General features: G+C 58.0%; 25 protein-coding genes. 14 read left to right on the top strand and 11 right to left on the bottom strand.

Annotated elements, in window-relative coordinates:
- Positions 1 to 111: 111 nt before the first annotated feature.
- Genes ACESMK_RS02895 through ACESMK_RS02880 form a run of 4 tightly spaced genes read right to left on the bottom strand, consistent with a single transcriptional unit; the run spans position 112 to position 4,067 of the window.
- On the bottom strand, positions 112 to 867 hold the full coding sequence (locus ACESMK_RS02895) for a putative 4-mercaptohistidine N1-methyltransferase (RefSeq protein WP_372995085.1): 756 nt from the start codon (positions 865 to 867) through the stop codon (positions 112 to 114).
- Between the two features lie 38 nt (positions 868 to 905).
- The gene (gene eutC, locus ACESMK_RS02890; protein WP_372995083.1) at positions 906 to 1,736 is read right to left on the bottom strand and encodes an ethanolamine ammonia-lyase subunit EutC; all 831 of its coding nucleotides are present in this window, start codon (positions 1,734 to 1,736) and stop codon (positions 906 to 908) included.
- Positions 1,729 to 3,132 carry an ethanolamine ammonia-lyase subunit EutB gene (locus ACESMK_RS02885; RefSeq protein WP_372995081.1) on the bottom strand — a complete coding sequence of 468 codons (1,404 nt, stop codon included), beginning with the start codon at positions 3,130 to 3,132 and terminating at the stop codon, positions 1,729 to 1,731. The genes eutC and ACESMK_RS02885 overlap by 8 nt, the downstream gene beginning before the upstream one ends.
- A 56-nt stretch (positions 3,133 to 3,188) precedes the next feature.
- Positions 3,189 to 4,067, bottom strand: coding sequence for a hypothetical protein (locus ACESMK_RS02880; protein ID WP_372995079.1), 879 nt, complete (start codon positions 4,065 to 4,067; stop codon positions 3,189 to 3,191).
- 70 nt (positions 4,068 to 4,137) lie between these two features.
- On the opposite strand from ACESMK_RS02880, the gene ACESMK_RS02875 reads away from it, so the two are divergent.
- The 3 genes from ACESMK_RS02875 to ACESMK_RS02865 all read left to right on the top strand — a co-directional run bounded on the left by ACESMK_RS02875 (position 4,138) and on the right by ACESMK_RS02865 (position 7,872).
- Positions 4,138 to 4,794, top strand: a complete 657-nt coding sequence (locus ACESMK_RS02875; RefSeq protein ID WP_372995077.1) for a metallophosphatase domain-containing protein — start codon at positions 4,138 to 4,140, stop codon at positions 4,792 to 4,794.
- A 122-nt stretch (positions 4,795 to 4,916) separates the two neighbouring features.
- On the top strand, positions 4,917 to 6,743 hold the full coding sequence (gene nadN / locus ACESMK_RS02870) for an NAD nucleotidase (RefSeq protein WP_372995075.1): 1,827 nt from the start codon (positions 4,917 to 4,919) through the stop codon (positions 6,741 to 6,743).
- A gap of 136 nt (positions 6,744 to 6,879) precedes the next feature.
- Positions 6,880 to 7,872, top strand: coding sequence for an LLM class flavin-dependent oxidoreductase (locus ACESMK_RS02865; protein ID WP_372995073.1), 993 nt, complete (start codon positions 6,880 to 6,882; stop codon positions 7,870 to 7,872).
- A gap of 9 nt (positions 7,873 to 7,881) precedes the next feature.
- On the opposite strand, the gene ACESMK_RS02860 is transcribed toward ACESMK_RS02865, so the two are convergent.
- On the bottom strand, positions 7,882 to 8,433 hold the full coding sequence (locus tag ACESMK_RS02860) for a glutathione peroxidase (protein ID WP_372995071.1): 552 nt from the start codon (positions 8,431 to 8,433) through the stop codon (positions 7,882 to 7,884).
- Between the two features lie 140 nt (positions 8,434 to 8,573).
- Here ACESMK_RS02860 and ACESMK_RS02855 point away from each other — a divergent pair, with 140 nt between their 5' ends.
- The 6 genes from ACESMK_RS02855 (at position 8,574) to ACESMK_RS02830 (ending at position 13,344) form a co-directional block, all read left to right on the top strand.
- Positions 8,574 to 9,107, top strand: coding sequence for a YqiA/YcfP family alpha/beta fold hydrolase (locus ACESMK_RS02855; RefSeq protein WP_372995433.1), 534 nt, complete (start codon positions 8,574 to 8,576; stop codon positions 9,105 to 9,107).
- Between the two features lie 169 nt (positions 9,108 to 9,276).
- Positions 9,277 to 9,600 (top strand): high-potential iron-sulfur protein, encoded by a 324-nt coding sequence (locus ACESMK_RS02850; RefSeq protein WP_372995069.1) that lies wholly within the window; start codon positions 9,277 to 9,279, stop codon positions 9,598 to 9,600.
- Between the two features lie 204 nt (positions 9,601 to 9,804).
- A complete protein-coding gene (gene dctP, locus ACESMK_RS02845; protein WP_372995067.1) occupies positions 9,805 to 10,833 on the top strand; it encodes a TRAP transporter substrate-binding protein DctP in 1,029 nt (342 codons plus the stop codon).
- Positions 10,834 to 10,936: 103 nt separating this feature from the next.
- On the top strand, positions 10,937 to 11,548 hold the full coding sequence (locus ACESMK_RS02840) for a TRAP transporter small permease (RefSeq protein ID WP_372995065.1): 612 nt from the start codon (positions 10,937 to 10,939) through the stop codon (positions 11,546 to 11,548).
- Positions 11,549 to 11,583: 35 nt separating this feature from the next.
- On the top strand, positions 11,584 to 12,870 hold the full coding sequence (locus ACESMK_RS02835; protein WP_372995063.1) for a TRAP transporter large permease: 1,287 nt from the start codon (positions 11,584 to 11,586) through the stop codon (positions 12,868 to 12,870).
- A 30-nt stretch (positions 12,871 to 12,900) separates the two neighbouring features.
- Positions 12,901 to 13,344: a universal stress protein gene (locus ACESMK_RS02830; RefSeq protein ID WP_372995061.1), complete on the top strand. Its 444-nt coding sequence runs from the start codon at positions 12,901 to 12,903 to the stop codon at positions 13,342 to 13,344.
- Positions 13,345 to 13,348: 4 nt separating this feature from the next.
- Here the strand turns inward: ACESMK_RS02830 and ACESMK_RS02825 are convergent, their stop codons facing one another.
- The 6 genes from ACESMK_RS02825 to ACESMK_RS02800 all read right to left on the bottom strand — a co-directional run bounded on the left by ACESMK_RS02825 (position 13,349) and on the right by ACESMK_RS02800 (position 19,960).
- Positions 13,349 to 15,610: a diguanylate cyclase gene (locus ACESMK_RS02825; protein ID WP_372995059.1), complete on the bottom strand. Its 2,262-nt coding sequence runs from the start codon at positions 15,608 to 15,610 to the stop codon at positions 13,349 to 13,351.
- 76 nt (positions 15,611 to 15,686) lie between these two features.
- A complete protein-coding gene (locus tag ACESMK_RS02820) occupies positions 15,687 to 15,995 on the bottom strand; it encodes an antibiotic biosynthesis monooxygenase family protein (protein WP_372995057.1) in 309 nt (102 codons plus the stop codon).
- 63 nt (positions 15,996 to 16,058) lie between these two features.
- Positions 16,059 to 16,910, bottom strand: a complete 852-nt coding sequence (locus tag ACESMK_RS02815; protein ID WP_372995055.1) for an ABC transporter permease — start codon at positions 16,908 to 16,910, stop codon at positions 16,059 to 16,061.
- Positions 16,911 to 16,926: 16 nt separating this feature from the next.
- Positions 16,927 to 17,787 (bottom strand): ABC transporter permease, encoded by an 861-nt coding sequence (locus tag ACESMK_RS02810; RefSeq protein WP_372995053.1) that lies wholly within the window; start codon positions 17,785 to 17,787, stop codon positions 16,927 to 16,929.
- Complete coding sequence (locus ACESMK_RS02805) at positions 17,784 to 18,878, bottom strand: ABC transporter ATP-binding protein (protein ID WP_372995051.1); 1,095 nt, start codon at positions 18,876 to 18,878, stop codon at positions 17,784 to 17,786. Before ACESMK_RS02805 ends, ACESMK_RS02810 begins: the two co-directional genes overlap by 4 nt.
- A 5-nt stretch (positions 18,879 to 18,883) precedes the next feature.
- Positions 18,884 to 19,960, bottom strand: a complete 1,077-nt coding sequence (locus ACESMK_RS02800; RefSeq protein WP_372995049.1) for an extracellular solute-binding protein — start codon at positions 19,958 to 19,960, stop codon at positions 18,884 to 18,886.
- A gap of 182 nt (positions 19,961 to 20,142) precedes the next feature.
- On the opposite strand from ACESMK_RS02800, the gene phnD reads away from it, so the two are divergent.
- The 5 genes from phnD to ACESMK_RS02775 are packed head-to-tail and all read left to right on the top strand — an operon-like array spanning position 20,143 to position 24,510.
- Entirely contained in the window at positions 20,143 to 21,090 is a 948-nt protein-coding gene (gene phnD / locus ACESMK_RS02795; RefSeq protein WP_372995047.1) for a phosphate/phosphite/phosphonate ABC transporter substrate-binding protein, read from the top strand.
- Positions 21,091 to 21,108: 18 nt separating this feature from the next.
- A complete protein-coding gene (gene phnC / locus ACESMK_RS02790; protein WP_372995045.1) occupies positions 21,109 to 21,927 on the top strand; it encodes a phosphonate ABC transporter ATP-binding protein in 819 nt (272 codons plus the stop codon).
- Positions 21,928 to 22,746 (top strand): phosphonate ABC transporter, permease protein PhnE, encoded by an 819-nt coding sequence (gene phnE, locus ACESMK_RS02785; protein WP_372995043.1) that lies wholly within the window; start codon positions 21,928 to 21,930, stop codon positions 22,744 to 22,746.
- Positions 22,743 to 23,558, top strand: a complete 816-nt coding sequence (phnE, locus tag ACESMK_RS02780) for a phosphonate ABC transporter, permease protein PhnE (protein ID WP_372995041.1) — start codon at positions 22,743 to 22,745, stop codon at positions 23,556 to 23,558. The genes phnE (ACESMK_RS02785) and phnE (ACESMK_RS02780) overlap by 4 nt, the downstream gene beginning before the upstream one ends.
- Before the next feature lie 4 nt (positions 23,559 to 23,562).
- Positions 23,563 to 24,510, top strand: a complete 948-nt coding sequence (locus ACESMK_RS02775) for an HAD-IIA family hydrolase (protein WP_372995039.1) — start codon at positions 23,563 to 23,565, stop codon at positions 24,508 to 24,510.
- Positions 24,511 to 24,515: the final 5 nt, after the last annotated feature.

Here is a 24,515-nt window from a genome sequence, read left to right as displayed (position 1 = left end):
ATTCACACGATGCACAACACAATGCATGTCGTCCTGATGAGTTCTCAGGCTAAGCTTTTCCGGTGACAGTTTGATGACAGCCGCCAGGCCATCCTCATAACTTTTGCATCCCTACTGACTCACTTTTTCCCAGACCGTCAGCTCGGAGAAGCTGTGCTGGAACTTGTTCCGGGTTTCCCGAATGACAAACGGCAGGCTGCGAGGCTCAAACAGGAGGCGGAAATGGGGCGCCAGCATCTCTTTCAGACCATCAAACGTCGAGAAATCCTCACCGCCTTTTTTGAAACCACCAACCCAATGTTCCTTTGGCGTGTACTCCTCCAACCAGGTATAGGGCGAAGCAATCACCAGCAGCCCAAGCTCGTTGATCCGTTCGTGAATGCTGGTCAGGAACAGCGATGGCTGGTACAGCCTGTCGATCAGGTTACCTGCAACCACCAGATCATACCCGGTGAACGGTGACTGCAGGTCGCAGGCATCGCCCTGGTGAAACGCCACACGGTCAGCGGCCTCCTCCAGCCCGAGGGAAGCGAGGCTCTGGTCCTGAAAGCTCACCAGCTCGCCCTCTTCTGGACGGGCATAGCGCACTCGTTTGTCACGGGCCACTTCCTGACACTTGTTGACGAAGGCGTTGGAAAAATCGATGCCGTCCACATGCCGGAAGTGCCGGGCCAGTTCGAAACTGGTGCGGCCAACGGCACAGCCAATATCCAGCGCACGTTCAAGGGGCCGGCCATCCATCGCACTCATGGCAGCATCCGCCAGAGCCTTGGGAAAGTTGGCCTCGCCATGCCACCGTTCGCCAAAGTGAAATTCCAGGTATTGGGCGAGGGTGGTGTCGTTTTCGTAAAACGCGCTCTGCTGCAAGGGATTTCTCCTTCGGAATGTTGTTCTGCTGATACGCCTCATCGTAACAGGAAGTTGCCAATACCCTGATCAATAACCGTTTGATCCGACCGGTCCTTGAGCGCAACTCCGGACACTCTCTTGTTCCGGGCCTCCCTGAGCAGATACATCAGGCGCCTGCTTGCCTCTTCGGGAGAGAGCCCCGCTGGCCGTATGTTCGATATACAGTTTCGACTGGCATCGGTCAGCCCTGGTCCGGGTTGCCAGGTCAGGTAAAGCCCGAGACTGTCCGGCGAACTCAGACCGGGGCGTTCGCCAATCAGCACCACCACGCAGCGGGCGTTGAGCCGATGGCCAACGGCGTCCCCGATGGCGACCCTCCCCTGAGAGACAACAACCAGCGGCGCCAGTTCCCACGACTGACCATCGGCTTCGATGTCCGTCAGCAGTGCCTCCAGAAGAGCAATGGCGTTCTCCTGAACTCCGCAGGACGAAAGGCCATCTGCAACCACCAGAGCCAAATCAACGGGTGAAGCGCCGGTGTGGCCCCGCCGATCCAGCTCCTCACAGGACTGGGGGCTGAGACTGCGGCCAAGATCGGGGCGCTGAAGATACGTGATTCGGTCGCAGGCCTGACTGTGCAGGTGAACCGGATCGTGTCGTAAAAGCGTTTTCCTGCTCCCGGTCAGTTCTTCCAGATCAGCCATCAGCCGATCCGTGTCCAGCGGCAGGTGCACCGCATCGCGGGCCTGGGCATGGGCCAGCTGAAACGCCAGCATCTCCCGGGTGGGCAAGCTCACGCCCGCGCGGCCGAGTCCTATACGGGCATCCGTCCAGGCCGACAACCGGCGCCAGGGATTCTCGGTTACGACCGGCTTACGCTCAGTCATGGCTCTGGCCCTCCGGTAACCGGGCCAGGCTTTCCCGGAAGGCGTCCGGCAAGGCATCTGCGGGCTCCTTGCCCTCGGCATCCCGGAAAATCTGCATCCTGGTCAGCCACTGCTCAAATTCCGGCGCCGGTCGCTTGTCCAGAACCCGGCGCAGGTACAGGGCATCGTGAAACGAGGTGGTCTGGTAGTTCAGCATAATGTCGTCCGAGCCGGGTATGCCCATGATGAAGTTACAGCCAGCCACGCCCAGCAGTGTGAGCAGATTGTCCATATCGTTCTGGTCCGCCTCGGCATGGTTGGTGTAACAGATATCACACCCCATGGGCAGGCCCAGCAACTTGCCGCAAAAATGATCCTCCAGCCCGGCGCGGGTGATTTCCTTGCCGTCAAACAGGTACTCCGGGCCAATAAACCCGACCACCGTATTTACCAGAAGCGGCTCGAACTTGCGGGCCACGGCATAGGCCCGGGCTTCGCAGGTCTGCTGATCAATACCATGATGGGCATCGGCCGACAGCGCACTGCCCTGGCCGGTCTCGAAATACATCACGTTGTTACCAACAGAGCCCCGGTTGAGCGAAAGCGCCGCATCCCGGGCCTCGGCCAGAGTAGTCAGATCAAACCCGAAACTGCGGTTAGTGGCCTCTGTACCGCCAATGGACTGGAACACCAGGTCCACCGGCGCCTTCTGTTCGATGGCTTCCAGGGTATTGGTCACATGGGTCAGCACACAGGACTGGGTCGGGATATCGTATTTTCGAATAACCTCGTCCATCAGGTGCAACAACCGGATACTCTGGGCCACGTTGTCCGTAGCGGGGTTGATCCCGATAACGGCGTCGCCACTGCCGTAAAGCAAGCCGTCCAGAATACTGGCGGCAATGCCGGTAATGTCATCCGTCGGATGATTGGGCTGAAGCCGGGTCGACATACGGCCAGGCAGGCCTATGGTGCTGCGAAATGCAGTCTGAACCCGGCATTTGGCCGCCACCAGTATCAGGTCCTGATTGCGCATGATCTTGGACACAGCCGCAACCATTTCCGGGGTAATCCCGGCACGGACGCTGGCGAGCATATCTGGCGTGGCATGGTCGCTGAGCAGCCAGTTACGGAAATCACCGACAGTAAGATGGGAAACGGGCTCGAACGCCCCGGGATCATGGTCATCCAGGATCAGGCGGGTGACTTCATCCTGCTCGTAAGGGATGAGCGCTTCGTTCAGAAAAGTCTTCAGGGGCAGATCCGCCAGGGCCATCTGGGCGACCACCCGCTCCTCGGCGGTGTGCGCGATGACACCCGCCAGGCGATCACCGGAGCGCGCAGGCGTGGCCTTGGCCATCAACTCCGCCAGCGTTGCGAACTGCCATCGCCGGTCACCCAGACTGTACCGATACATTGCCCTCTCCCTGAGACCGTTGTTCTTTTATCTTAGGCGAATATCACCCAGACAGATCAACTGCCGGATTCTGAACCGCTGCCACGGCCAGTTCTGAGCAACCCCGCGAGCCAGTCAGTCAGCTCAGGATAGGCGTCCAGATCCAGCACGAATTCCTGCCCCCGGGCGGCACAGATCAGATAACACCAAGGCGGCTTCAGATACCAACGGTCCGGTTTGGTGTGATAGCTCAGGGGCGGGCGGTCGTCGCCCGGATAAAACGCGGCGGGCAGACGCCATTGGGTGGGCAGCCGGCTTTGCGGATCGGTCAGGATCAACTCATCCCGACATTCCGGAAACACACCGCTGCCGGGAAAGACCTCCGGCCCGGTCAGCAGCTGGCAGGTCTGGGAAGATTCGTACAGCGTGTTGCCAACGTCCGGCTGGCGATGAAAATGGGGATGGTAACGGGCCCAGGGCAAGCTGCCCGGCGCCAGCTCATCAATGGTGTGGATCCGGCCAATATGCAGCCAGCCCCACAGGGCATGAAACGGTCGTGATCCGGGCACAAACCGCCAGCGCCGGTTATGCAGCTCAGCGCGGCGAAAAACTCCGAAGAACAGGAACAGATCGCCAGGCTCAACGCCCTGATTGCGCAAATGCCCCTGGGCTGAACCGGTCTGCCCCAAAACCGGCCGCCAGCCCTCTTGTCGCGGGTAGGCATCAGCCACCAGATCCGGGTCCAGGTGGGCGCCATACCCCCCGCGAATTCGGCCGCCGGTAAGATCCCGGGCGATCTTGCCCAGCCTGCGTTCTTCGAAGCGGACCTCGTCATAGCGGATTCGGGACTGGGGATCTGGAATGGGTAAAACACACAGGGAGTCATCGGGTAGAACCGGGCTGGGGCAACCGCCGGCGGAAGAATCGAATCCCTTTCGGCTCAGAATCAGTCGCATGGCATCACTCGAAAAGCATGAAGGCTGAACGGGCGGTAAATGCTATCTTAGAACCAACAAGAATGCGCGTATGCCACACAGCGGAACCGCCAACACCATGAGAATTGTCTGCATTTCCGACACCCACAGCATGCACCGCCAGATCCAGGTACCGGAGGGGGACCTGCTTATCCACGCCGGCGACAGCCTGGGTGTCGGCACCCTGGACGAGCTGGAGGATCTGGACTTGTGGTTCTCCGAACTGCCCCACCGGAACAAGATCCTGATTGCCGGTAACCACGACTGGTGCTTCCAGGACGAGCCCGCCGAAGCCCGGGAGCTGGTTCGCCACGCCCATTACCTGCAGGACAGCCCGCTGGAACTGGAAGGTCTCACATTCTGGGGCAGCCCCTGGACCCCCGTGTTCTTCAACTGGGCATTCAACCTCGAGCGGGGCGACGCCATTGCCGAACGCTGGGCCCGCATTCCCGAGGACACCGACGTATTGATCACCCACGGTCCTCCGGCGAACATTCTGGACATGATCGATTCACCTACCGGCATCGTGCGTCCCGGCTGTGAAGCACTCGCAGAACGGATAGCCAGGCTTTCACTGAAGCTTCACATCTTCGGTCACATCCATGAGGGTTACGGCCAGGCTCAGATTGGCAACAGCCTTTTTGTGAATGCCAGCACCTGCACCGGACGCTTTCAACCGCTGAATCCGCCGATTGTAATCGATCTGTAGGCCCCACCTCAGCCTTTCTACAACTCACATCCCCTTCGTTCTTCTCTTGGAAACAAAACCATCACAGGGTTGCAATCAAAGTCAGCGACGCTTCTCGGGATAATTCAAAAAGGAGTAAGGACATGTTCCGTAAAACAGCCTGGCTAGCCATCCCTGTTGTCGTACTCGTGGGTTGCAACAGTGATAACGACAACTCCAGCGGCCCGGAAAACGCCGCTTTCACCATGAACATCCTTCATATCAACGACCACCACTCGAACGTGGAAGAAGGATCACAGGCCCTGACCATTGCCGGCCAGGAGACAGAATTCTCCGCCGGCGGCTTCCCGAGGGTTTCTGCCAAAATTGCGGAACGCGAAGCCGAGCTGGACAACGTTCTCAAGCTGCACGCCGGGGACGCCATCACCGGCACCCTGTACTTTACGTCGTTCGAGGGCGAGGCCGATGCTGAACTGATGAACCAGGTGTGTTTCGATGCCTTCGCCCTTGGCAATCACGAATTCGACCGTGGCGACGAAGGACTCAAAAAATTCCTGGACCTGTTGGACAGCGGCGGCTGTAACACCCCTGTTCTGGCTGCCAACGTAAAGCCCCAGGTCGGTACACCGCTGGCTCCGTTTGCCGAAGGCGATTACATCCAGCCCTACATCATCAAGGAAATGGATGGTGAGAAGGTGGGCATTATCGGCATCGACATCGCCAACAAGACCCGCAACAGCTCCAGCCCAGCAGATACCACCGAGTTTCTGGACGAAACTGAAACTGCCCAGACCATGATCGACGAACTGGAAGCTGCCGGCGTCAACAAGATCATTCTCCTGACTCATTACCAGTACAGCAATGATCTGGTTCTGGCAGAGAACCTGACCGGCGTCGATGTCATCATTGGCGGCGACTCGCACACCCTGCTGGGTGATTTCGCCGATTACGGCCTGACTGCTGGCGGCCCCTACCCGACCGAGCGCACCAACGCCGATGGCGACAAAGTCTGTGTCGCCCAGGCCTGGCAGTATTCGCGAGTGGTGGGCGAGTTGAACGTAACCTGGAACGCAGATGGCACTGTTGAGTCCTGCTCCGGCACGCCCCACCTGCTTCTGGGCGATACGATTGTCCGCGAGGATACCAATGGCGATGACTACACTCCGGAAGGCTCCGAGGCTCAGGCCATCCTGGATGCTGTTGCCGCGGACCCTCAGTTGAGTATTGTACAGCCTGATACCACGTCAGCACAGATACTGGCTTACTATACAAATCAACTCGACAACTTCCGCAATGAGGTGGTCGGCACCGCCACTGAAGACTTGTGCCTCGAACGCATCCCGGGCCAGGGCCTCAGCAACCTGCCCAGCTGCGTTGACACCAGCACCAATGGCGGCGACATTGCCAACCTTGTGGCCCAGGCATTCCTCTTCCTCAGCAAGAACGCAGACGTCTCGATCCAGAATGCTGGCGGCGTTCGCACCGATATTGCCGCCGGAAACATCACCATCGGTGACGCCTACACACTCCTGCCCTTCGCCAACACTCTGGTTGATCTGACCATGACCGGTGAGGAGATCCGCCAGGTGCTGAACGAAGCCGTGAATTTCGCCCACGCCCCGGACGGCTCTTCAGGCGCATACCCCTATGCGGCCGGCCTGCGCTGGGACGTTGATATGACCCGTGCAATTGGCGAGCGCCTGTTCAACATTGAGGTGAAATCTCGCGACGAAACCCAATGGCGCCCACTGGATGACACTGAAACCCTGAACGTCGTGACCAACAGCTTTACCGCTGGCGGGCGCGATGGTTACATCACCTTCGGAACTGTCTCGGACGATGGTCGCGCAGTCGACACCTTCCTCGACTACGCCCAGTCATTCGTGGATTACGTTGTTGAGCGGGGCACCTTGAGCAAGCCTGCGATTGGGGAGTACTCAACCCAGTCCTATATTGCTCCCGCCAACTGATCGTCACCCGATCACAAAGAAAATCCGGCGACCGGCGCCGGATTTTCTTTTCCTCATTTACCCGCTAATCTTGAAACACCCGCCATCCGGCGCCATCGTTGCACTCTCGTGAAATCACTTCTCCAACGGGAGCCCCATGCCTGACTGTCCTGATTACTCACTGCTCGAACTGGCCTCCGTCCGCGAAGGCGACTCCGTAGGCACCACGCTGGCTAACAGCGTGGCCTACGCTCAACGGGCGGAAAAGCTCGGGTTCAAACGGTTCTGGTTGGCCGAGCACCACAACATGGAAGGCATCAGTAGCTCCGCCACATCGGTACTGATCGGGCATATTGCGGGGAAGACCGAAACTATCCGGGTCGGTTCCGGGGGTGTCATGCTGCCAAACCACCCGCCATTGGTGATCGCCGAGCAGTTTGGCACCCTGGAAAGCCTGTATCCCGGGCGGATTGACCTTGGATTGGGGCGGGCGCCCGGCACCGATCCGGTGACTGCCCGGGCTTTAAGAAGGGATGGCCTGGGCGCGGAGCAGTTTCCGGAGGATGTCGCCCGGTTGCAATCACTGCTGGGCCCTCTGAAGCCAGGCCAGCCAGTGAAGGCGATACCCGGCGCTGGGACCAGGGTCCCCATCTGGTTGCTGGGTTCAAGCCTGTACAGCGCCCAGCTTGCTGCCATGCGCGGCCTGCCCTATGCCTTTGCGGGGCATTTTGCTCCCCGTCTTTACCGGGAAGCCCTTCGGGTGTATCGCGATAACTTTCAGCCCTCGGATCAGCTTGACCAGCCTTACGCCATTCTCGCGGTTCCTGCGGTTCCCGCAGACTCGATGGAAGAAGCGCAACACCTGGCAACCACCAGTTATCAGCGCATTCTTGCGCTGTTCAGGGGACAGCCCCTCTGGATGAAACCACCGGTAGCATCCATGGACGGCCTGTGGAATGCTGGCGAAAAGGCCAGCGTCAAGGATTTCCTGGGGCTTCAGTTACTGGGCGATGCCAAAGCAATCAGCCAGCAGCTGAGAGAGCTTCTGTCGACAGTTGAAGTGGACGAGCTGATGTTCACAGTGGACATTTATGATCCGGCTAAACGTCAGCACGCCCTCGACATTCTCGCAGACACCAGAAAGGCCTGAGCCTCACGGCTAGAGCACAGACTCCACCGTCCGGATCAGTTCCCGGTCGTCCGGACGCACCCTGCTCGGGAATGACTGCACCACCTTCCCCTCACGATCGATAACGTACTTGGTGAAATTCCATCGTGGCGGCTGACTCTGCTCATTGATTTCCCGGAAGACCGGATTGGCATCACCACCAGTGACGGCTCCGGGTGCGATCATCGTGAAGGTTACCCCGAAGTTCTTGAAACAAACCGTAGCAGCCTCCTCCTCCGAATCCGCCTCCTGTCGGAAGTCGTCACTGGCAAATCCGACGACCACCAATCCATCATCGGCGTAACGCTTATGCAACGCCTCCAGCCCTTCGAACTGGCCCGTGAATCCACAACGACTTGCCGTATTGACCACCAAGAGGGGCTTGCCCGCAGCAAGATCGCACAGGTTAACCGTCTCACTGGAGTGCAGCTTACGCTGCTCGTGGTCAAGAAACGCGGGGCAACTCTGTGCCAGCGCAACAGGGGCGCTCGCCAGACCGGCGACGAGGGCCGATATCATCAGAACTCGCTTAAGACCTTTCATAGCTTCCGCTTCCGTGTTCAATGTTGTCGATACTATACGCCGGAACCAGACCTGTGGCTCAGCCTCAGCGCTGGACAGAACGGGCCAGGCTGCCCATCATCCGGTCAGATGCAGAGGACAACTCCGGAGCAACAACACCGATGACTGACGCCACAACCCATATCTTTCTCTCTCACGGACTGGAAAGTGGACCGGGCAGTACCAAGATCCAGGCCATGAAGGCCGAAGCCGAGACCTTCCTGAACGTCCAGGCCCATGCCGTCGACCATCGCAGCAGCAAGGACCCGGCAACACGCCTGGCCCAAATGCGCGATGCAATGACCCATGCCGGTGCCAGGCCCGAGAAAACGATTCTGGCCGGCTCCAGTATGGGAGGGTGGGTGTGCGCCCAGACCAGCTCAGAGACCCCTGTACTTGGCTGCTTCCTGTTGGCCCCGGCGCTTGCCCTGCCTCGCTACCCACAGTCCAGCCCTGTGATCAGGGCAACACAGGTTCAGATTATTCATGGCTGGCATGACGATGTGGTACCGGCAATGCCGGTGATCACCCTGGCCCGCGAACAGTCCCTGCCGGTTCTGGCGCTTGCTGACGGCCACAGACTCGAGAGCAGCCTGGACCGGGTGATTGAGGAGTTCCGGGCCTTCCTGACAAGAGCCGGCCTTACACGACCGTAATTTGATCAGAGTCATCCAGGTAGGGATTCACCTCGAACATCATTGATACAGTGTGTCTGCTGTACGGACAATGTGTCCGGAAGCTGGCCGGCAGCAGCACTCTGGCGTTTCAAAGTCAGTCCACTCCGGCCTTGATAAACAGAAACAGATGATGAGAGAGGAGTTACCAATGAGCGATGTCAATAAGAGCCGTCGGGTATTCCTGCGTACCGCAGCCCTCGGCGTGGCTGCCGTTCCCCTGGCCCGGTTTGCAACGCATTCGCCTGCAGCGCGCGCCGAAATGCCCAAAGCCGAAGACGGGCACGCCCTGGATTACGTGAATGACGCCACTACCAGCGACCATTCGAAATACCAGGAAGGTCAGAAGTGCGAAGGCTGCGCTTTCTGGGCCGGGGAAGAGTCCGATGGCTGGGGCAAATGCCGTCACCCGGAATTCAGCGACGTGCTGGTCAACGCCAATGGCTGGTGCAACACCTGGGTTCCAGGTGGCTGATCCCCGAGAAGAGGCGGCAAGTATGTCGCCTCTTTTTATGTGTCCAATTGTTTGCCAGCCCTTTTGAACCGGCAGTTTCCCGCTATTCCAGATAGTTACCCCGAATAACCCGACCTGCCAATTTCTTGCGAAAACCGCTTTGTTTTGCCAGTCTTTATTAATGTAACAATAAATTTCAGCAAAAAAACGAACGGAGAAAACCCGATGAGCAGCATGAGTAAGTTCAAGAAACTGGCCGGAATTTCAGCGTTCGCATTCGCGGCCATGACCGCAGCAAACTCCGTGAACGCCGCGAACTGGCGTTACGCACACGAGGAGTATGAAGGCGACGTACAGGATGTATTCGCATACAAGTTCAAGGAATACATCGAGGAAAATTCCGACCATACCCTGCAAGTCTATCGCTTTGGTGAGCTGGGTGAGTCTGATGACATCATGGAGCAGACCCAGGCAGGCATCCTGAACTTCGTTAACCAGTCTCCCGGCTTTACCGGTTCCCTGATTCCGGAAGCCCAGATCTTCTTCATTCCGTACCTGATGCCGACCGAGATGGACACGGTTATCGAGTTCTTCCGTCAGAGTGAAGCCATCAACGAAGATTTCCCGGAGCTGTACTCCGAAAAAGGCCTGGAACTTCTGAAGATGTATCCGGAAGGGGAAATGGTTGTCACCGTGGACGAGAAGGTCACCAAGCCTGAGGACTTCAACAACAAGAAGATCCGGGTTATGACCAACCCGCTGCTGTCAGAGACCTATTCCGCCTTTGGCGCAACGCCTACGCCGCTGCCCTGGGGTGAAGTTTACGGCGCCCTGCAGACCAACATGATCCAAGGTCAGGAAAACCCCATTTTCTGGATCGAATCCGGCGGTCTGTACGAAGTGTCTCCGAACCTGGTCTTCACCAGCCATGGCTGGTTCACCACGGCCATGATGGCCAACCAGGATTTCTACAACGGCCTGTCCGACGAAGACAAGAAGCTTGTTCGCGATGCTGCGGACTACGCTTTTGAGGAAATCATTGTTCACATCGATGGTCTGGCCGATGAAGCTCTGGCCAAGATTCAGGAAGCGAGCGATGAAGTAACGGTCACCCGCCTGAACGACGAACAGATCGAAGCCTTCAAGGCCCGCGCGCCTCAGGTGGAAGAGAAGTTTATCGAAATGACTGGCGAGCGCGGTAAAGAGCTGCTGAACCAGTTCAAGGAAGACTTGAAAGAAGTTCAGAACAACTGAACCTGGGAAGACAGATTCCTGCCCCTGCTGGCAGGAATCTGCATAAACTCTGCCCCGCCGGGAAGCTCAACGGCGGGGTAAGACATGTTCTGGAGCACACCCCATGTCCGAGAACACCCCGGAAACCCCGGAACTGGAAGAAGTACTGGACGATACCGGAACCTACGAGTCCGGCCTGCCCGGGTTCCTGGGCACTATCGACGAAATCATTGCCAAGGTAGAAGCCATCATGCTCGCGATGGGCGTGATTCTCATGGCTCTCAACACCTGCGCGAATGTTATTGCCCGCTTCGTATTTGGCGAAGGTTTTTTCTTCTCCGGCGAGATCAACCGAATATTGATCATACTGATCACCTTCGCAGGCATAGGCTACGCTGCCCGGCACGGGCGTCACATACGCATGTCTGCAATTTACGATGCTGTTCCACCAAAGGGGCGAAAAGTGCTGATGATTTTCATCGCCTTGTTCACCTCCGTGGTTATGTTCTTTCTGTGTTACTACTCCTTCGAATACGTCCAGACCCTATACAGTCGCGGTCGCATCCTGCCGGCACTTGGTTTCGAGATCTGGTGGATTTACATCTGGGCCCCGGTCGGCTTTGCCATTACCGGCATCCAGTACTTTCTGACCGCCATCAAGAACCTCACCAGCAAGGACGTGTACCTCTCGACCGGAGTGGTGGACGGCTACGCCGATACCGAATCGGAAGTATGAACCCTGCAGCTGACGTTAAGGAAGGATAGGAAATCATGGCAACTATAATGATGTTGGTCATGATCGGGTTGCTGCTGCTGGGCTTCCCGATGATGGTACCGCTGATCACCGGCGCGGTGGTCGGCTTTGTAATGATGTTTGACGGCTTCAGCCAGATGGGCACATTTGTTCAGCAGATGATGGGCGGCATACGGCCTGCCTCGCTCATTGCCGTTCCCATGTTTATTCTTGCTGCGGACATCATGACCCGGGGCCAGTCGGCGGACCGGCTGATTAATATGGTGATGGCCTTCATCGGCCACGTTAAGGGTGGCCTGGCGATCAGTACCGCCACTTCCTGCACCCTGTTCGGCGCCGTGTCCGGCTCGACCCAGGCGACAGTCGTCGCCGTAGGTTCACCGTTGCGTCCGAAGATGCTGAAGGCCGGCTACTCCGATCCCTTCACACTGGCACTGATTATCAACGCCAGCGATATTGCCTTCCTGATCCCGCCCAGCATCGGGATGATTATCTACGGGGTTATCTCCGAAACCTCCATCGCCGAGCTATTTATCGCCGGTATCGGCCCGGGCATCATGATTCTGTTCATGTTTTCGATCTACTGCCTGATTTACGCCCACAAGAACAAAGTGCCTACGGAAGAGAAGGCTACCTGGAAACAGAGAGCCCTATCCGTTCGAGATGCTTCCTGGCCATTGATGTTTCCTGTGATCATCGTTGGCGGCATCTACGGGGGCATCTTCAGCCCGACCGAAGCGGCCGCCGTCTGCGTACTGTATGCGTTCCTGCTTGAGTTCGTTGTCTTCCGGTCGCTGAAACTGAATGACATATACAAGATCGCCAAATCCACCGGCCTGATCACCGCTGTCGTGTTTATCCTGGTGGCAGTTGGCAACGGCTTCTCCTGGATTATTTCTTTTGCCCAAATCCCCCAGACTATCCTTGAAGCGGTCGGGGTTAACGAGGCCGGTCCGGTCGGTGTACTGATCGCAATCTGCATCTCGTTCTTCATTGCCTGCATGTTTGTCGATCCGATTGTGGTCATTCTGGTACTGACACCGATCTTTGCTCCGGCAATCGCATCCACCGGCCTGGACCCGGTTCTTGTTGGTGTGTTGATCACACTGCAGGTAGCCATCGGCTCCGCCACACCGCCATTCGGTTGTGACATATTCACGGCGATAGCAATTTTCAAGCGCCCGTATTGGGAAGTGATAAGAGGCACACCGCCATTCATCTTTATGCTGGTCGCCGCAGCGGGGCTGATCATTGCCTTCCCGGACATCGCCCTGTTCTTGCGTGACGTGGCCTTCAGAGATTGATGAACCGACCGGAGTTTGAGGGAGAAAATCATGTTTAAGAAAATCCTGGTCGCGGTGGACGGCTCCAAGACTTCACTCAGGGCGCTGGACAAAGCCATTGATCTTCAAAAGCTTATTCCTGACGCCGAGATCTATATTATCTGCGTATACAAACACCACAGCCTGTTCGAAGCCTCCCTCTCCATTGGGCGGCCTTCCGACATGGATATTCCTGACAAGGTGCTGTCGGAATACGCCAAGGAAGTCGTCAATCACGCGAAGGAACTGGCAAAAGAGCATGGTGCGACCAAGGTCCGGGGCTTTGTCAAAGCAGGAAAGCCGTCGAAGGTAATCGTCAAGTTTGCCCAGGACAAGGAAGCGGATCTGATTGTTGTCGGTACCAAAGGCACCAACAGTGACAAGGATGGCATGTTCCTCGGCAGTGTTTCCCACCGGGTGGCTTCCAATGCCAAATGCCCGGTTCTGGTGGTATAACCGTTTAACCTGAGACTTCGACCCGATTTCGGCCGGCGGCCTTGGCGCGGTAGAGCGCCTTGTCGGCCAGGGTCAGAATCTGTGACGGTTTTTCACTGTGGTCCGGCCAGCTGGCAACACCTACAGAGACCGTTAATGCGCCGAGATCCAGTTCCCGATGGACGATAGGCACCTCCCGGACCGCTTCACAAAGCTGGTCCGCCTTGTCCCTGGCAGCTTCGGATGTCGCCCCCGGCATAACAACCACAAACTCCTCTCCACCATACCGACAAACAATATCACTCTCCCGGAACTGCTTCTGAAGTATGCCCGCCACGATCTTCAGAGCCTCGTCTCCTGCCTCATGGCCGTGGGTATCGTTGAACTGCTTGAAATGATCGATATCGACAATGAGGAGTGATAGCGGCAAGTCGTTACGATGCGCGACGGCGCTCTCATGCTCGAAAAGCTGATCAAAGTAACGGCGGTTCTTGAGTCCGGTGAGCGCATCCTCGTAGGAAAACTTCTGAAGCTCTTCCCGCAGAGCAATACTGGACAAGGTGATACTGATCCTCTGGATTGCCTGCTCCAGCGCCGCGAACAGGCGGGCAGAACCATACTCGCTCTCGGCCCTTTCAAAAACGCCATCTTCCTCCAGCAGGAGGATGCCCTCGGTCACGTTGCCCGCACTGGCCGACTCGACATTCACCCAGAAGGTCAAAGTGGCTCTTGCTGACTCTTTACCGCCCCCCGCCGGGACGGGCCACTGTTGCAGTTCCGGCAGTCTGGAGGGTTCCGGGAGGCCCTTGCGTGCATCCAGCAACACAGGCAGGGGAACCGGGCGGCTGAACCCCCACACGGCCACCCGATCATACCGATCGCCCGAGCCCCGTTGATAAAAGGCGCCTTTCAGGGGGCTGCAAATGTCAGGAAAAACCCGAACAAGCAGGCCAAAAGCTTGCTTGAGGCCCAGACAGTCCTGGAGCTCGGTTATCACATCGCCAAGAATCCGGTTCTTCTCGTTTTCGAAGGTCAGCATGCGAACCCGCGCCTGCTCTCGGCGGGCCAGGGCCTCGGCCTTGGCAGTACGCTCGGCAACCTTTTCTTCCAGTGACACGTTCAATCGCTTGAGGGCCTCCTGGGTACCCGCATAGTGCCAAAGCGAGATGACCACGACGGCCAGAGAAAACAGGAGCATACCCCAACTCACCGGAACCCGTCCCCAGGGAAGCACGCCATGAGCCACCGCCATATCCACAATCAGCAGCACACAAAAAAAGCCGAATGCCAGCAGCAGAACCTGTTGCTCCCGCAACATCCGACGAATACGACGCAGCACCACGGCAAAAATGATAACCAGAGAGGCAAGAAACAGGGCATCGAAGGGCGGGAAGGTGGAGGAGAGGTCAAACACGCCCGCCAGCGCGCCGAGCAATGCCCCCACCAGGTATACAAGATGGACTTTCCAGATCAGGTTGATCACCCAGGGGCGATGATTGGTCAGCCATTGCTCAAGCAGCAGTGCCAGGGCCACCGGCAGCATGTAATAGGAACCGGCGGCCAGGTAATCCCACATCAACGGCTGGTAGGCAATCAGCAGACTGGCCTGGCTTTCCGAGACCAGCATCAGGGCGGAAGCCAGTGTGAACAGTGAGATAGTCGCAAAGGTTTTCTTTTCTGCCTGCAGTAACGCAAAAATGATCGAAAGCAGCGCAATCAGGGTGGCAAAGCCTGCAATCACCAGGGCTTCCAGGGAATTCTTGAGGATATACAACACCAGATCCGGGTGGTCCATGATGGAGACCTCACCCCACAGACCGATATCCGTGTAGTTGGAGAAGATCCGGAAATACACCGGCTTGCCTTCGTAGTTCTCGGGCAGGACGATTTCATGCCAGGGCCAGCCTTCAAACCTGCCCCTGCCCTGGGCATCAAACTCCCCGTACTGGTAGATTTTCTCGCCCTCTACCCAAACCTGAACGATCAGATCGACACTGAAGATGTAGAGGACAGGCTCCTGCCACTCGCCGGCAGGAAGGGTTACCCGGAACCAGACGTTTTCACGTCCTTCACGACCGGGTGGATTGGAGGGGAAACCAATGCTGTTCCATTTTTCAGGTGCATCCTGCAACACCCACTCCGGAATACCATCGTCGTTGAAGGGCGAATCACCCCAGCGGTACTCCCAGCCTTCGGTTACCGGCTGCGATGCACCATGAGCCAATACGGGCATCAGTACGACCAGGAGCAGCGCGGTAATCAGGCGTGGCAGGCTAATCTGTGGCATCAAGGAGGCAAACCTGCGTTTTGTAACGATCAGCCTGAATTATAGCCCAGTCCCTGCTAAATCCGGAGGGCTAATGTCATTGCGGCGGCACCACCCATTCCGGGTCCTCAAACTCACCAATGGGTTTGATATCCACAAACGGCGCAGCACTTCGAATGATAGCGGCCACCTCGGGGTTATGCTGCCCTTCCATGGCATCCCGCTGTTCCTTGCTCTCCCAGGACGCGATAGCAATCAAGGTATTCGGATCACCAATCTTGCGGTGCAGTTCGGTGCCCCGGGCCCCGGGCGCCTGCTGGATGATTTCGCTGGCTCTTACCCAGGCATCCGCGTATTCCTCAGCGGTGTGGCCGTCCCGGATGTGCACTTCGAAAATAAACTTCATGAGACCTCCTGGCGGCCGCCGGTCCAATCCGGTCGCGTTATCCCGTGATTGCGGCGAACACCGTTAACGTGAGGAGCGGCCCATCACCACCAGGGCCAACAGCGCAGAGCCCACCATCAGCAACAGTGCCACCGCATTGAGCACGGGCGTCGACCCTTCCCGAAGGCGATTGAACAGGGCCACCGTCAACGGTGTATCACTACCTGTCAGCATAACGGTGGTATTGAAGTTTTCAAATGACATCAGGAAGGCCATGGCGGCCGCTCCGAAAATAGATGGCAGTAGCCAGGGCAAGGTAACGGTGAACCAGGCCACCAGGGGCGTGGCACCCAGGTTCAGGGCAGCCTCTTCCAACTGGGGATCAAACTTGCGCAGGCGGGCCGCGATCACCAAAGTGCTCAGAGTCGCGATGAAGGTCACCTGCCCCATCACCACCAGCGTCATACCGGGCCGGAACAGATCCAGCTCGATTCCCCAAGCTGCCGACATATCGTTGGCCATGCCGCTGTAGAACACCAGTATGGACACCCCCAGAATGACACCGGGAATCACCAACGGCAGCAGCATGAGCAGGTACAGGAATTCCTTGCCCCGGAAATGCACCCGTTCAAACAACACGGCGTTGACACACCCCAGGGCAACGCTCACCAGAGTCACCCAGAAAGCAATCTTGGCACTGACCCAGAGCGCCGTAAGAAGCCCATCGTCGTGGAAGAGCCCGGTACGGCCCTCACTGCCATCCGCGAAATACCAGTCCAGGGTGAAGCCTTTCCATGGCAGCGACGGGAAAGGCGCGTCATTGAACGCAAACACGGCCGTGACCAGCAAGGGCAGAGCCAGGTATACGAAAAAGGCCACCAGATACGCCAGATAGAGGCTATCGAACAGCCGGGACCGGGGAACCGAACGAATCATGACCTCACCCTCACCTTCACCCCATCACCTTGCGCAACGACTGACCGGAGATTTTCAGCCCGAGCCAGACGATGACCGACGACAGTACCAACAGCAGAACACCGAGTGCGGCGCCCTGCTCCCAGTTAAAACGAGTAATGAACTGGGTGAAGATCTGCTCGGTAAACCAGGCACTGTCCTTCCCGCCCATGAGCACCGGGGTCAGATAGCTGCCCAGGGTGAGCATGAATACGACGATGCAGCCGGACACAATACCGGGCATGGCCCAGGGCACAACGATTTCGCGCAGCACGGTACCGTGGCCGCCACCCAGGTCATAGCCGGCTTCCACCAGGTTCTCATCCATGCCATCGAGGGTTGTTACCAGTGGCACCACCATGAACAGAAGGCCGTTGTAGACCAGACCGATGATGACCGCGACGTCGTTGTAGAGCATTTCCACCGGTCCATCCACCCAGCCCAGTGCCTGTAGCCAGGAGCTGAACAGGCCGCTCTCACGCAGCAGAATCATCCAGCCGTAAGTACGTACCAACTCACTGGCCCAGAATGGAATCAGGCAGGCCAGAAACAGAATGCCCTTGGAGCGGCCCCTGGCAAGACGAGCTATGTACCAGGCAATGGGGAAGGCGATGATCAGCGTCAGAAAGGTGGTGAACAGCGACATCACCCCCGTGCGTACAAACGTCCGCCAATAATAGGACTCGGTAAAGAAGTTCTGGTACTGCTCGATGCCCCAGGCAATGGTGTCCCAGCTTTCCCGGACCTGGAACGAGACCCGGAGCATCTGAAGATGGGGCAAGAGCACCAGCAATACGATCCAGAGCAGGAACGGAGTGAGCAGCAACCAGAGGGATAATCGACTGACTGACGAATTCACAGACTGTCGGCCCCAAAAACCCTGGCCAGGGCCGGATTCCAGGCCAGCCGGATGGAACTGGCTGCAGACAGCCTGGGTGCCGAGCCATCCTGAGGCAGGCGGGCGTATACCAGTTGCCCACAGTTCTCTGCCTCGACCCGGCTGTTGGCGCCATCAAACAGGGTGGTGCGTACGTTTGCCTGCATCGATGAGAAGCCGGCACTGAGCGCCTCTCCTGAAAGAACCAGAGATTCGGGCCGGATATACAGCTCGGCCCGATGGCCGGTTCGAAGGTTGTCCGATGCCACTCTGCCCTGAACCAGGACACCATCATCCAGACGGATTTCGGCCAGGTTGTCCCGAACAGAAACGAGCTCTCCGGAGAGGCGATTGTTATCGCCGACGAATCCCGCAACAAACGGTGTGGCCGGCTCCCGGTAGAGCTCCTCCGGTGGCGCCACCTGATCAAATCGGCCGTCCCGCATAACGGCCACCTGATCGGACATCACCATGGCCTCGGACTGGTCGTGGGTAATGTACACGAAGGTGGTCCCGAACTTCTTCTGGAGGTGTTTGAGCTCCACCTTCATCTGCTCACGGAGTTTAAGATCGAGGGCGCCCAGGGGTTCGTCCAGCAGCAGGAGCGTGGGCTCCAGAACCAGGCAGCGTGCCAGGGCCACCCGCTGTCGCTGACCACCGGACAATTCCTGTGGATTGCGGTGCTCAAGATCTGGCAAGCCGACCTGCTCCAGCACCCGGGCAATGCGCTTTCGGCGCTCGGCCAGTGGCATTTTCCGGCGTTTCAGCCCATAGCCGATGTTTTCACCGACCGTCATGGTAGGAAACAGAGCCAGATGCTGGAACACCATGTTCACCGGTCGGCGGTTCGGTGGCACATCATTCATGCGCTGGCCGCGGATGTGGATATCACCTTCGTCGGGCTTGTCAAAACCGGCCAACAGACGCAACAGGGTGGTTTTGCCGCAACCCGAGGGGCCCAGAATGGAGAAAAACGTGCCCGCAGGCACGTCCAGGGACACGTGGTCCACCGCGGCATTGCTGCCAAAACGGCGAACCAGCCCCTCACAGAACAGGTCCGAATCCATTCCCATGGGGATCAGTTCGCGGCCTGGACGCGATCCAGCACCTGACCTTCCATGGTCTCCAGCCCCGGGGGAACCGGTGGATACCACTTGATATTGTTGATGGCAGCTTGGTCGAAGCTCGCGCGGTAGGCGTCCCGAAGATCGGCCTTCACAAACTCATCGGCGCCTTTTGATGCGGTAAAGTTGCCCGAGGCGTTGGTAATACGGGCGGCGATTTCCGGCTGCATCACGAAATTGATCCACTTGTAGGCGGCTTCTTCGTTTTCGCTGCGACGGGGAATCGCAAAGGTATCGATCCAGCCCAGGGCGCCGGACTCAGGAGCAACAAACCGGATGTCCGGATTCTCGGCATTCAGTTTCCAGCCGCCGGCATCCCAGGCCATGGCGGCTTTGACTTCACCGGTACGCAGCAGGGACAAAAGCTGATCACCACCGGTCCAGTAGGTTTTTACATTGCTCTTGCAGTCGATCAGCTTGTCCTGGACCTTCGCCATGATCGACTCGTACTCCTCACGGTTATCGTAAGCCGAAAACGGATCCATACCCATGGCGAAGGCAAAACCAATCAGTGTGGGTCGCTTGAGGCGGTAACTGACCTGACCCTCGACACCGGAATCACAGAGATCGGTGTAATCGGTGACGATATCCGCCACAGAGCTGTGAACGATCAGACCACTGGTTCCCCACACCGAGGGCACGCCGTAGTGTTTGCCGTCCAGTTCGGTGGAATCCTGGGTGGCCTTGACCATGGATGACTGCAACTGATCCGTGTCTACGCGGCTGAAATCAATGGGCTTATAGATGTTGAACTGGCGCTGGACGCCGACAATGCGGTCCTGGCTGGGCTGGGCCAGATCAAACCCCGCACCTCCGGTGGCACGAAGTTTGGAAATCATGTCTTCGTTATTGGAGAGGGTCACCTTCACATCAATGCCGGTCTCTTCCTCAAATTGGGCCACCACATCATCCGGAGCGTAGCCACCCCAGGTAATCAGGCGCAGCTCATCGGCGCCAACCCCACCGGAGGTTCCCAGTGCCGTTACCAACGCAGCCGCAATAAACGGCGTTCTACCCTGCGTACCCTTCATATCAAAGTCCCTGTAAAAAAGAGTGATGGAAATCCGTCGCAATCTAACGTTCACACGAAGTTATAGCCTACTGATGACACTTTTGTGAAACGGGATGCTCCGTCACCTTTGTCACAAAACCATCATAAACCTGCCTTAGTGTCGTGCCAGACACATCCAAAAACGACCTGAGGATACGGACGATGAACAAGCTTCTGACCCTGGCCTGTGCAACCATGCTCACGCCGGTTCTGGCCCATGGCGCTTTCCAGTTAGACAGCCGCTACCAGGATGCCGACGGTGATCTGATTGCCGACATTCCTGCGGATGAATCAAAACAGGTTGATCCGTCAACCCTCGTCTTCGCCTACACCCCGGTGGAAGATCCGGCCGTGTATAAGGAAGTCTGGTCAGAGTTTCTGGACCACCTTGCAGAAACCACGGGCAAGAAAGTCCAGTTTTTCCCGGTACAGTCCAATGCGGCCCAGATTGAAGCCATGCGTGCCGGTCGCTTGCATATCGCCGGCTTCAATACCGGCTCCAACCCATTGGCTGTCGCCTGTGCCGGGTTCCGCCCCTTTACCATGATGGCCGCCGCAGACGGCTCCTTTGGCTATGAAATGGAAATCATCAGCTACCCGGATTCCGGTATTGATAAGGTCGAGGACATCCGCGGTGGCGAGCTGGCCTTCACCTCACAGACCTCAAACTCGGGCTTCAAGGCACCGTCTGCCATCCTGAAAGCCGACTACAACATGGTGGCAGGTGAGGATTTCGAGCCAGTATTCTCTGGCAAGCACGACAACTCTATCCTCGGCGTGGCCAACAGGGACTACAAGGCCGCGGCCGTTGCCAACTCCGTGCTCAACCGCATGCTGAGCCGGGACGTCGTGAGCGAAGACCAGATTGTCAGCCTGTACAAGTCCCAGACCTTTCCTACCACAGGGTACGGTATTGCCCACAATCTGAAGCCGGAACTGCAGCAGAAAATCCAAGACGCGTTCTTCTCCTTCAACTGGGAAGGCACAGCCCTGGAAGAAGAATTCTCAAAGTCCGGAGAAGCCCAGTTTGTGCCCATCACCTTCCAGAACCACTGGGAAGTGATCCGGAAAATCGACGACGCCAACGGCGTAGCCTACAACTGTCGATAAGCGACCGGGCGGAACCACGTGTTAAAACTGGACAAGGTCTCGAAAACCTACAAGACCGGCGACAAGGCTCTCCACAATGCCTGCTTTGAAGTTCCGGCAGGCCAGGTGGTGGGCCTGATCGGCCCCTCCGGGGCTGGCAAATCCACTTTGATTCGTTGCATCAATCGACTGGTGGAGCCCACTCAGGGCTCCATCACCCTGGGTGACACGGAGCTGACCGGACTGAACCGCCGGGAGCTCCGTCGCGCCCGCCGACGGATCGGCATGATCTTCCAGGAATACGCCCTGGTGGAACGCCTCACAGTGATGGAAAACGTGCTGTCGGGGAGGCTGGGCTATGTGCCGGCCTGGCGCTCCTACCTGCGAAAATTCAGCCCGGACGATATCGCCCAGGCGTTTTCCCTGCTGGACCGTGTGGGTCTTGCCGATCATTACAACAAGCGGGCCGATGCGCTCTCGGGTGGCCAGCGCCAGCGCGTCGGTATCGCTCGCGCTCTGGAGCAGAACCCGGAGCTGTTGCTGGTGGATGAACCCACAGCCTCCCTCGATCCGAAGACGTCCCGGCAGATCATGCGACTGATCCGCACCGCCTGCCAGGAACGCAACCTGCCCGCGATCATCAACATTCACGATGTAATGCTCGCACAACAGTTCTCGGATCGGATTATTGGTCTGAAGGCTGGCGAAATCGTGTTTGACGGTACGCCGGATGCCCTCACCGATCAGGTGTTGACCACCATCTACGGGGATGAGGACTGGACCCAGCTGCGCGGTGAAAGCGCTGACCACCCAACGGACCCGGAGACACCCACGGTCGACCTTGCGGAGGGGGTGTAAGTGACTGAGCAGCCAACTGCGCAATCCTATCCAACCCGCTGGAAACGACCTCCGGTGTTACTGACCAACCCACTGTGGCGGAAGATCATCCTGCTCGGTGGTCTGGTGTACCTGGTGCTGGCCATCCAGACCGTGGAGGTGGACTGGCAACGGGTCTATCTGGGGCTTGAACGTGGCTGGCGTTTTGTTCAGGGCTTTCTGGTTCCGGACTTCACATCGCGCTGGAATGATATCTACGCCGGTCTGATGGAAAGCCTGACCATGACCGTGACGTCCACGGTGGCCGGCATCCTGATTTCCGTGCCGATTGGCATTGGCGCGGCCCGAAACCTTGCGCCAGCCCCGGTATATCTGGCCTGCCGTGGCATTATCACAGTCTCTCGATCCTTTCAGGAAGTGATCATTGCCATTCTGCTGGTAGCCATGTTCGGGTTCGGGCCCTTCGCCGGTTTCCTGACCCTGGCGTTCGCGACCATCGGCTTCCTTTCCAAACTGCTTGCTGAAGAAATAGAGGATTGCGACCGCAGCCAGCTCGAAGCCATCCGGGCCACCGGCGCCAGCTGGTGGCAGGTGGTCAATTACGCGGTTCAACCTCAGGTGATGCCCCGACTGGTTGGGCTATCCCTCTATCGGCTGGACATCAACTTCCGGGAATCGGCTGTGATCGGCATCGTCGGTGCCGGTGGTATAGGGGCAACCCTCAACACCGCCATCGACCGCTATGAGTACGACTCGGCCGGTGCCGTCCTGATCATCATTATCGCCATTGTTCTGGTGGTGGAATACTCATCGTCATACATCCGCAGGTGGGTACAGTGAACCCCCAACTCTCCGAACAACAAACACCCTGGCAGTTCCGGACCCCGAAGCAGACCCTGCTGCGGTGGCTCGGCTGGTTCTGGCTCGTCGCCCTTACCATTGTCTGCTGGCAGGTCATGAACGAGAACACCATCTGGGCCTTTGTCAGCGATGCCCCAGACCAGGCGGCCGACATCGGCGACCGTATGTTCCCCCCCGCCTGGGGCTATATCAACAATCTCTGGGAACCGCTGTGGGACACCATCAACATAGCTACCCTGGGCACTCTGCTGGGCATCCTGTTCGCCATACCGGTGGCGTTTCTCGCAGCCACCAACACCACCCCGAGCACCCGGTTTGTGCGACCGCTGGCGCTGCTGATTATTGTCGCCTCCCGTTCCATCAACTCTCTGATCTGGGCCCTGCTGCTGGTGGCGATTATTGGCCCTGGTCTGCTCGCGGGCATCGTCGCCATCGGGCTACGCTCTATCGGGTTTATTGCCAAACTGCTGTATGAGGCCATTGAGGAAATCGACGAGAAACAGGTTGAAGCCGTGCGCGCCACTGGCGCATCCGGTGCGCAGGTCATTGATTACGCGGTGGTACCACAGATTCTGCCGGCGTTCTGGGGCATCAGCGTGTTTCGCTGGGACATCAACATCCGGGAATCCACCATCCTCGGCCTGGTGGGCGCTGGCGGGCTGGGCATTCAGCTCAACGCCTCATTGAGCACCTTGGCCTGGAATCAGGTGGCCATGATTTTCATTGTTATTCTCGGCACCGTTGTCATTTCAGAGTGGGTTTCCGCAAAAGTACGCGAAGCGGTACTCTAGAGCGATGATTGATACCCACCCAACCTCGTTTGCCGGGGTAACACCCTCCCCTGCATGGGCGTTTGCTCAATACCAGCACATTCGCGGCGCTCTGCCGAAAGGGTTGCCCCCGGAGCACCAACCTCCGACCCGCGAGCTGACTTCACTGGCGCCGCTGCTTGATCGCTTTCAGGCCTTCGTCTTTGACGCCTTCGGCGTATTGAATGCCGGCCCCCGGGCGTTTCCTGAGGCCGTAGCGCGTATCAGACAGCTCCAGAAACTGGGCAAGACCGTTATGGTTCTCTCCAACGCGGCCACGGCCAGCCACGGCGCACTCGCGACCAAATACCAGACCATGGGTTTTGATCTCAGGCCAGACCAGCTTGTTTCCAGTCGCCGGGTCCTTGAGCAGGTGCTATGCCGCCACCCCAGGCCAGGCCGGTTTGGCGTTCTCTCGCCGGCTTCGTCCGCTCCAGAGAGCCTGGGTCTGGACTGGGTGCCGGTGCGACCAGGCATTCGGTCCGGTGCACTGGACCCGTTGGATGGCTTTGTCTTCCTTAGCAGCGAAGGCTGGAATGAGGAGATTCAGGAGGCAATGGCCCAGAGCCTGGGCCGCCATCCTCGCCCGTTATTGGTGGCCAACCCCGACCTGGTAGCGCCCAGGGGCGATTGCCTGACAATGGAACCCGGCTACTTTGCCCACCTGTTGATGGACCAGTGTCCCGTACAACCGGAGTTCTTCGGAAAGCCGTATCAACCCGCCTTCGATGCGGTACTGGAAAAACTGACAGGTATAGACCCGGCCGATATCCTGATGGTGGGCGATACGCTGCACACGGACATCCTCGGTGGGCAGGCTGCAGGTATGAAAACCATGCTGATAACGGCAGAAGGCGCCTTGCAGGGCATGAACATTCCGGACTGCATTGCACAGTCCGGAATCGCACCGGATTATTCCGCTCCGGCCATCTGAGCCGG

The organism is Marinobacter sp., assembly GCF_041687235.1.
Lineage (GTDB): Bacteria > Pseudomonadota > Gammaproteobacteria > Pseudomonadales > Oleiphilaceae > Marinobacter.
This window is presented reverse-complemented; position numbering and strand designations above follow the sequence as displayed.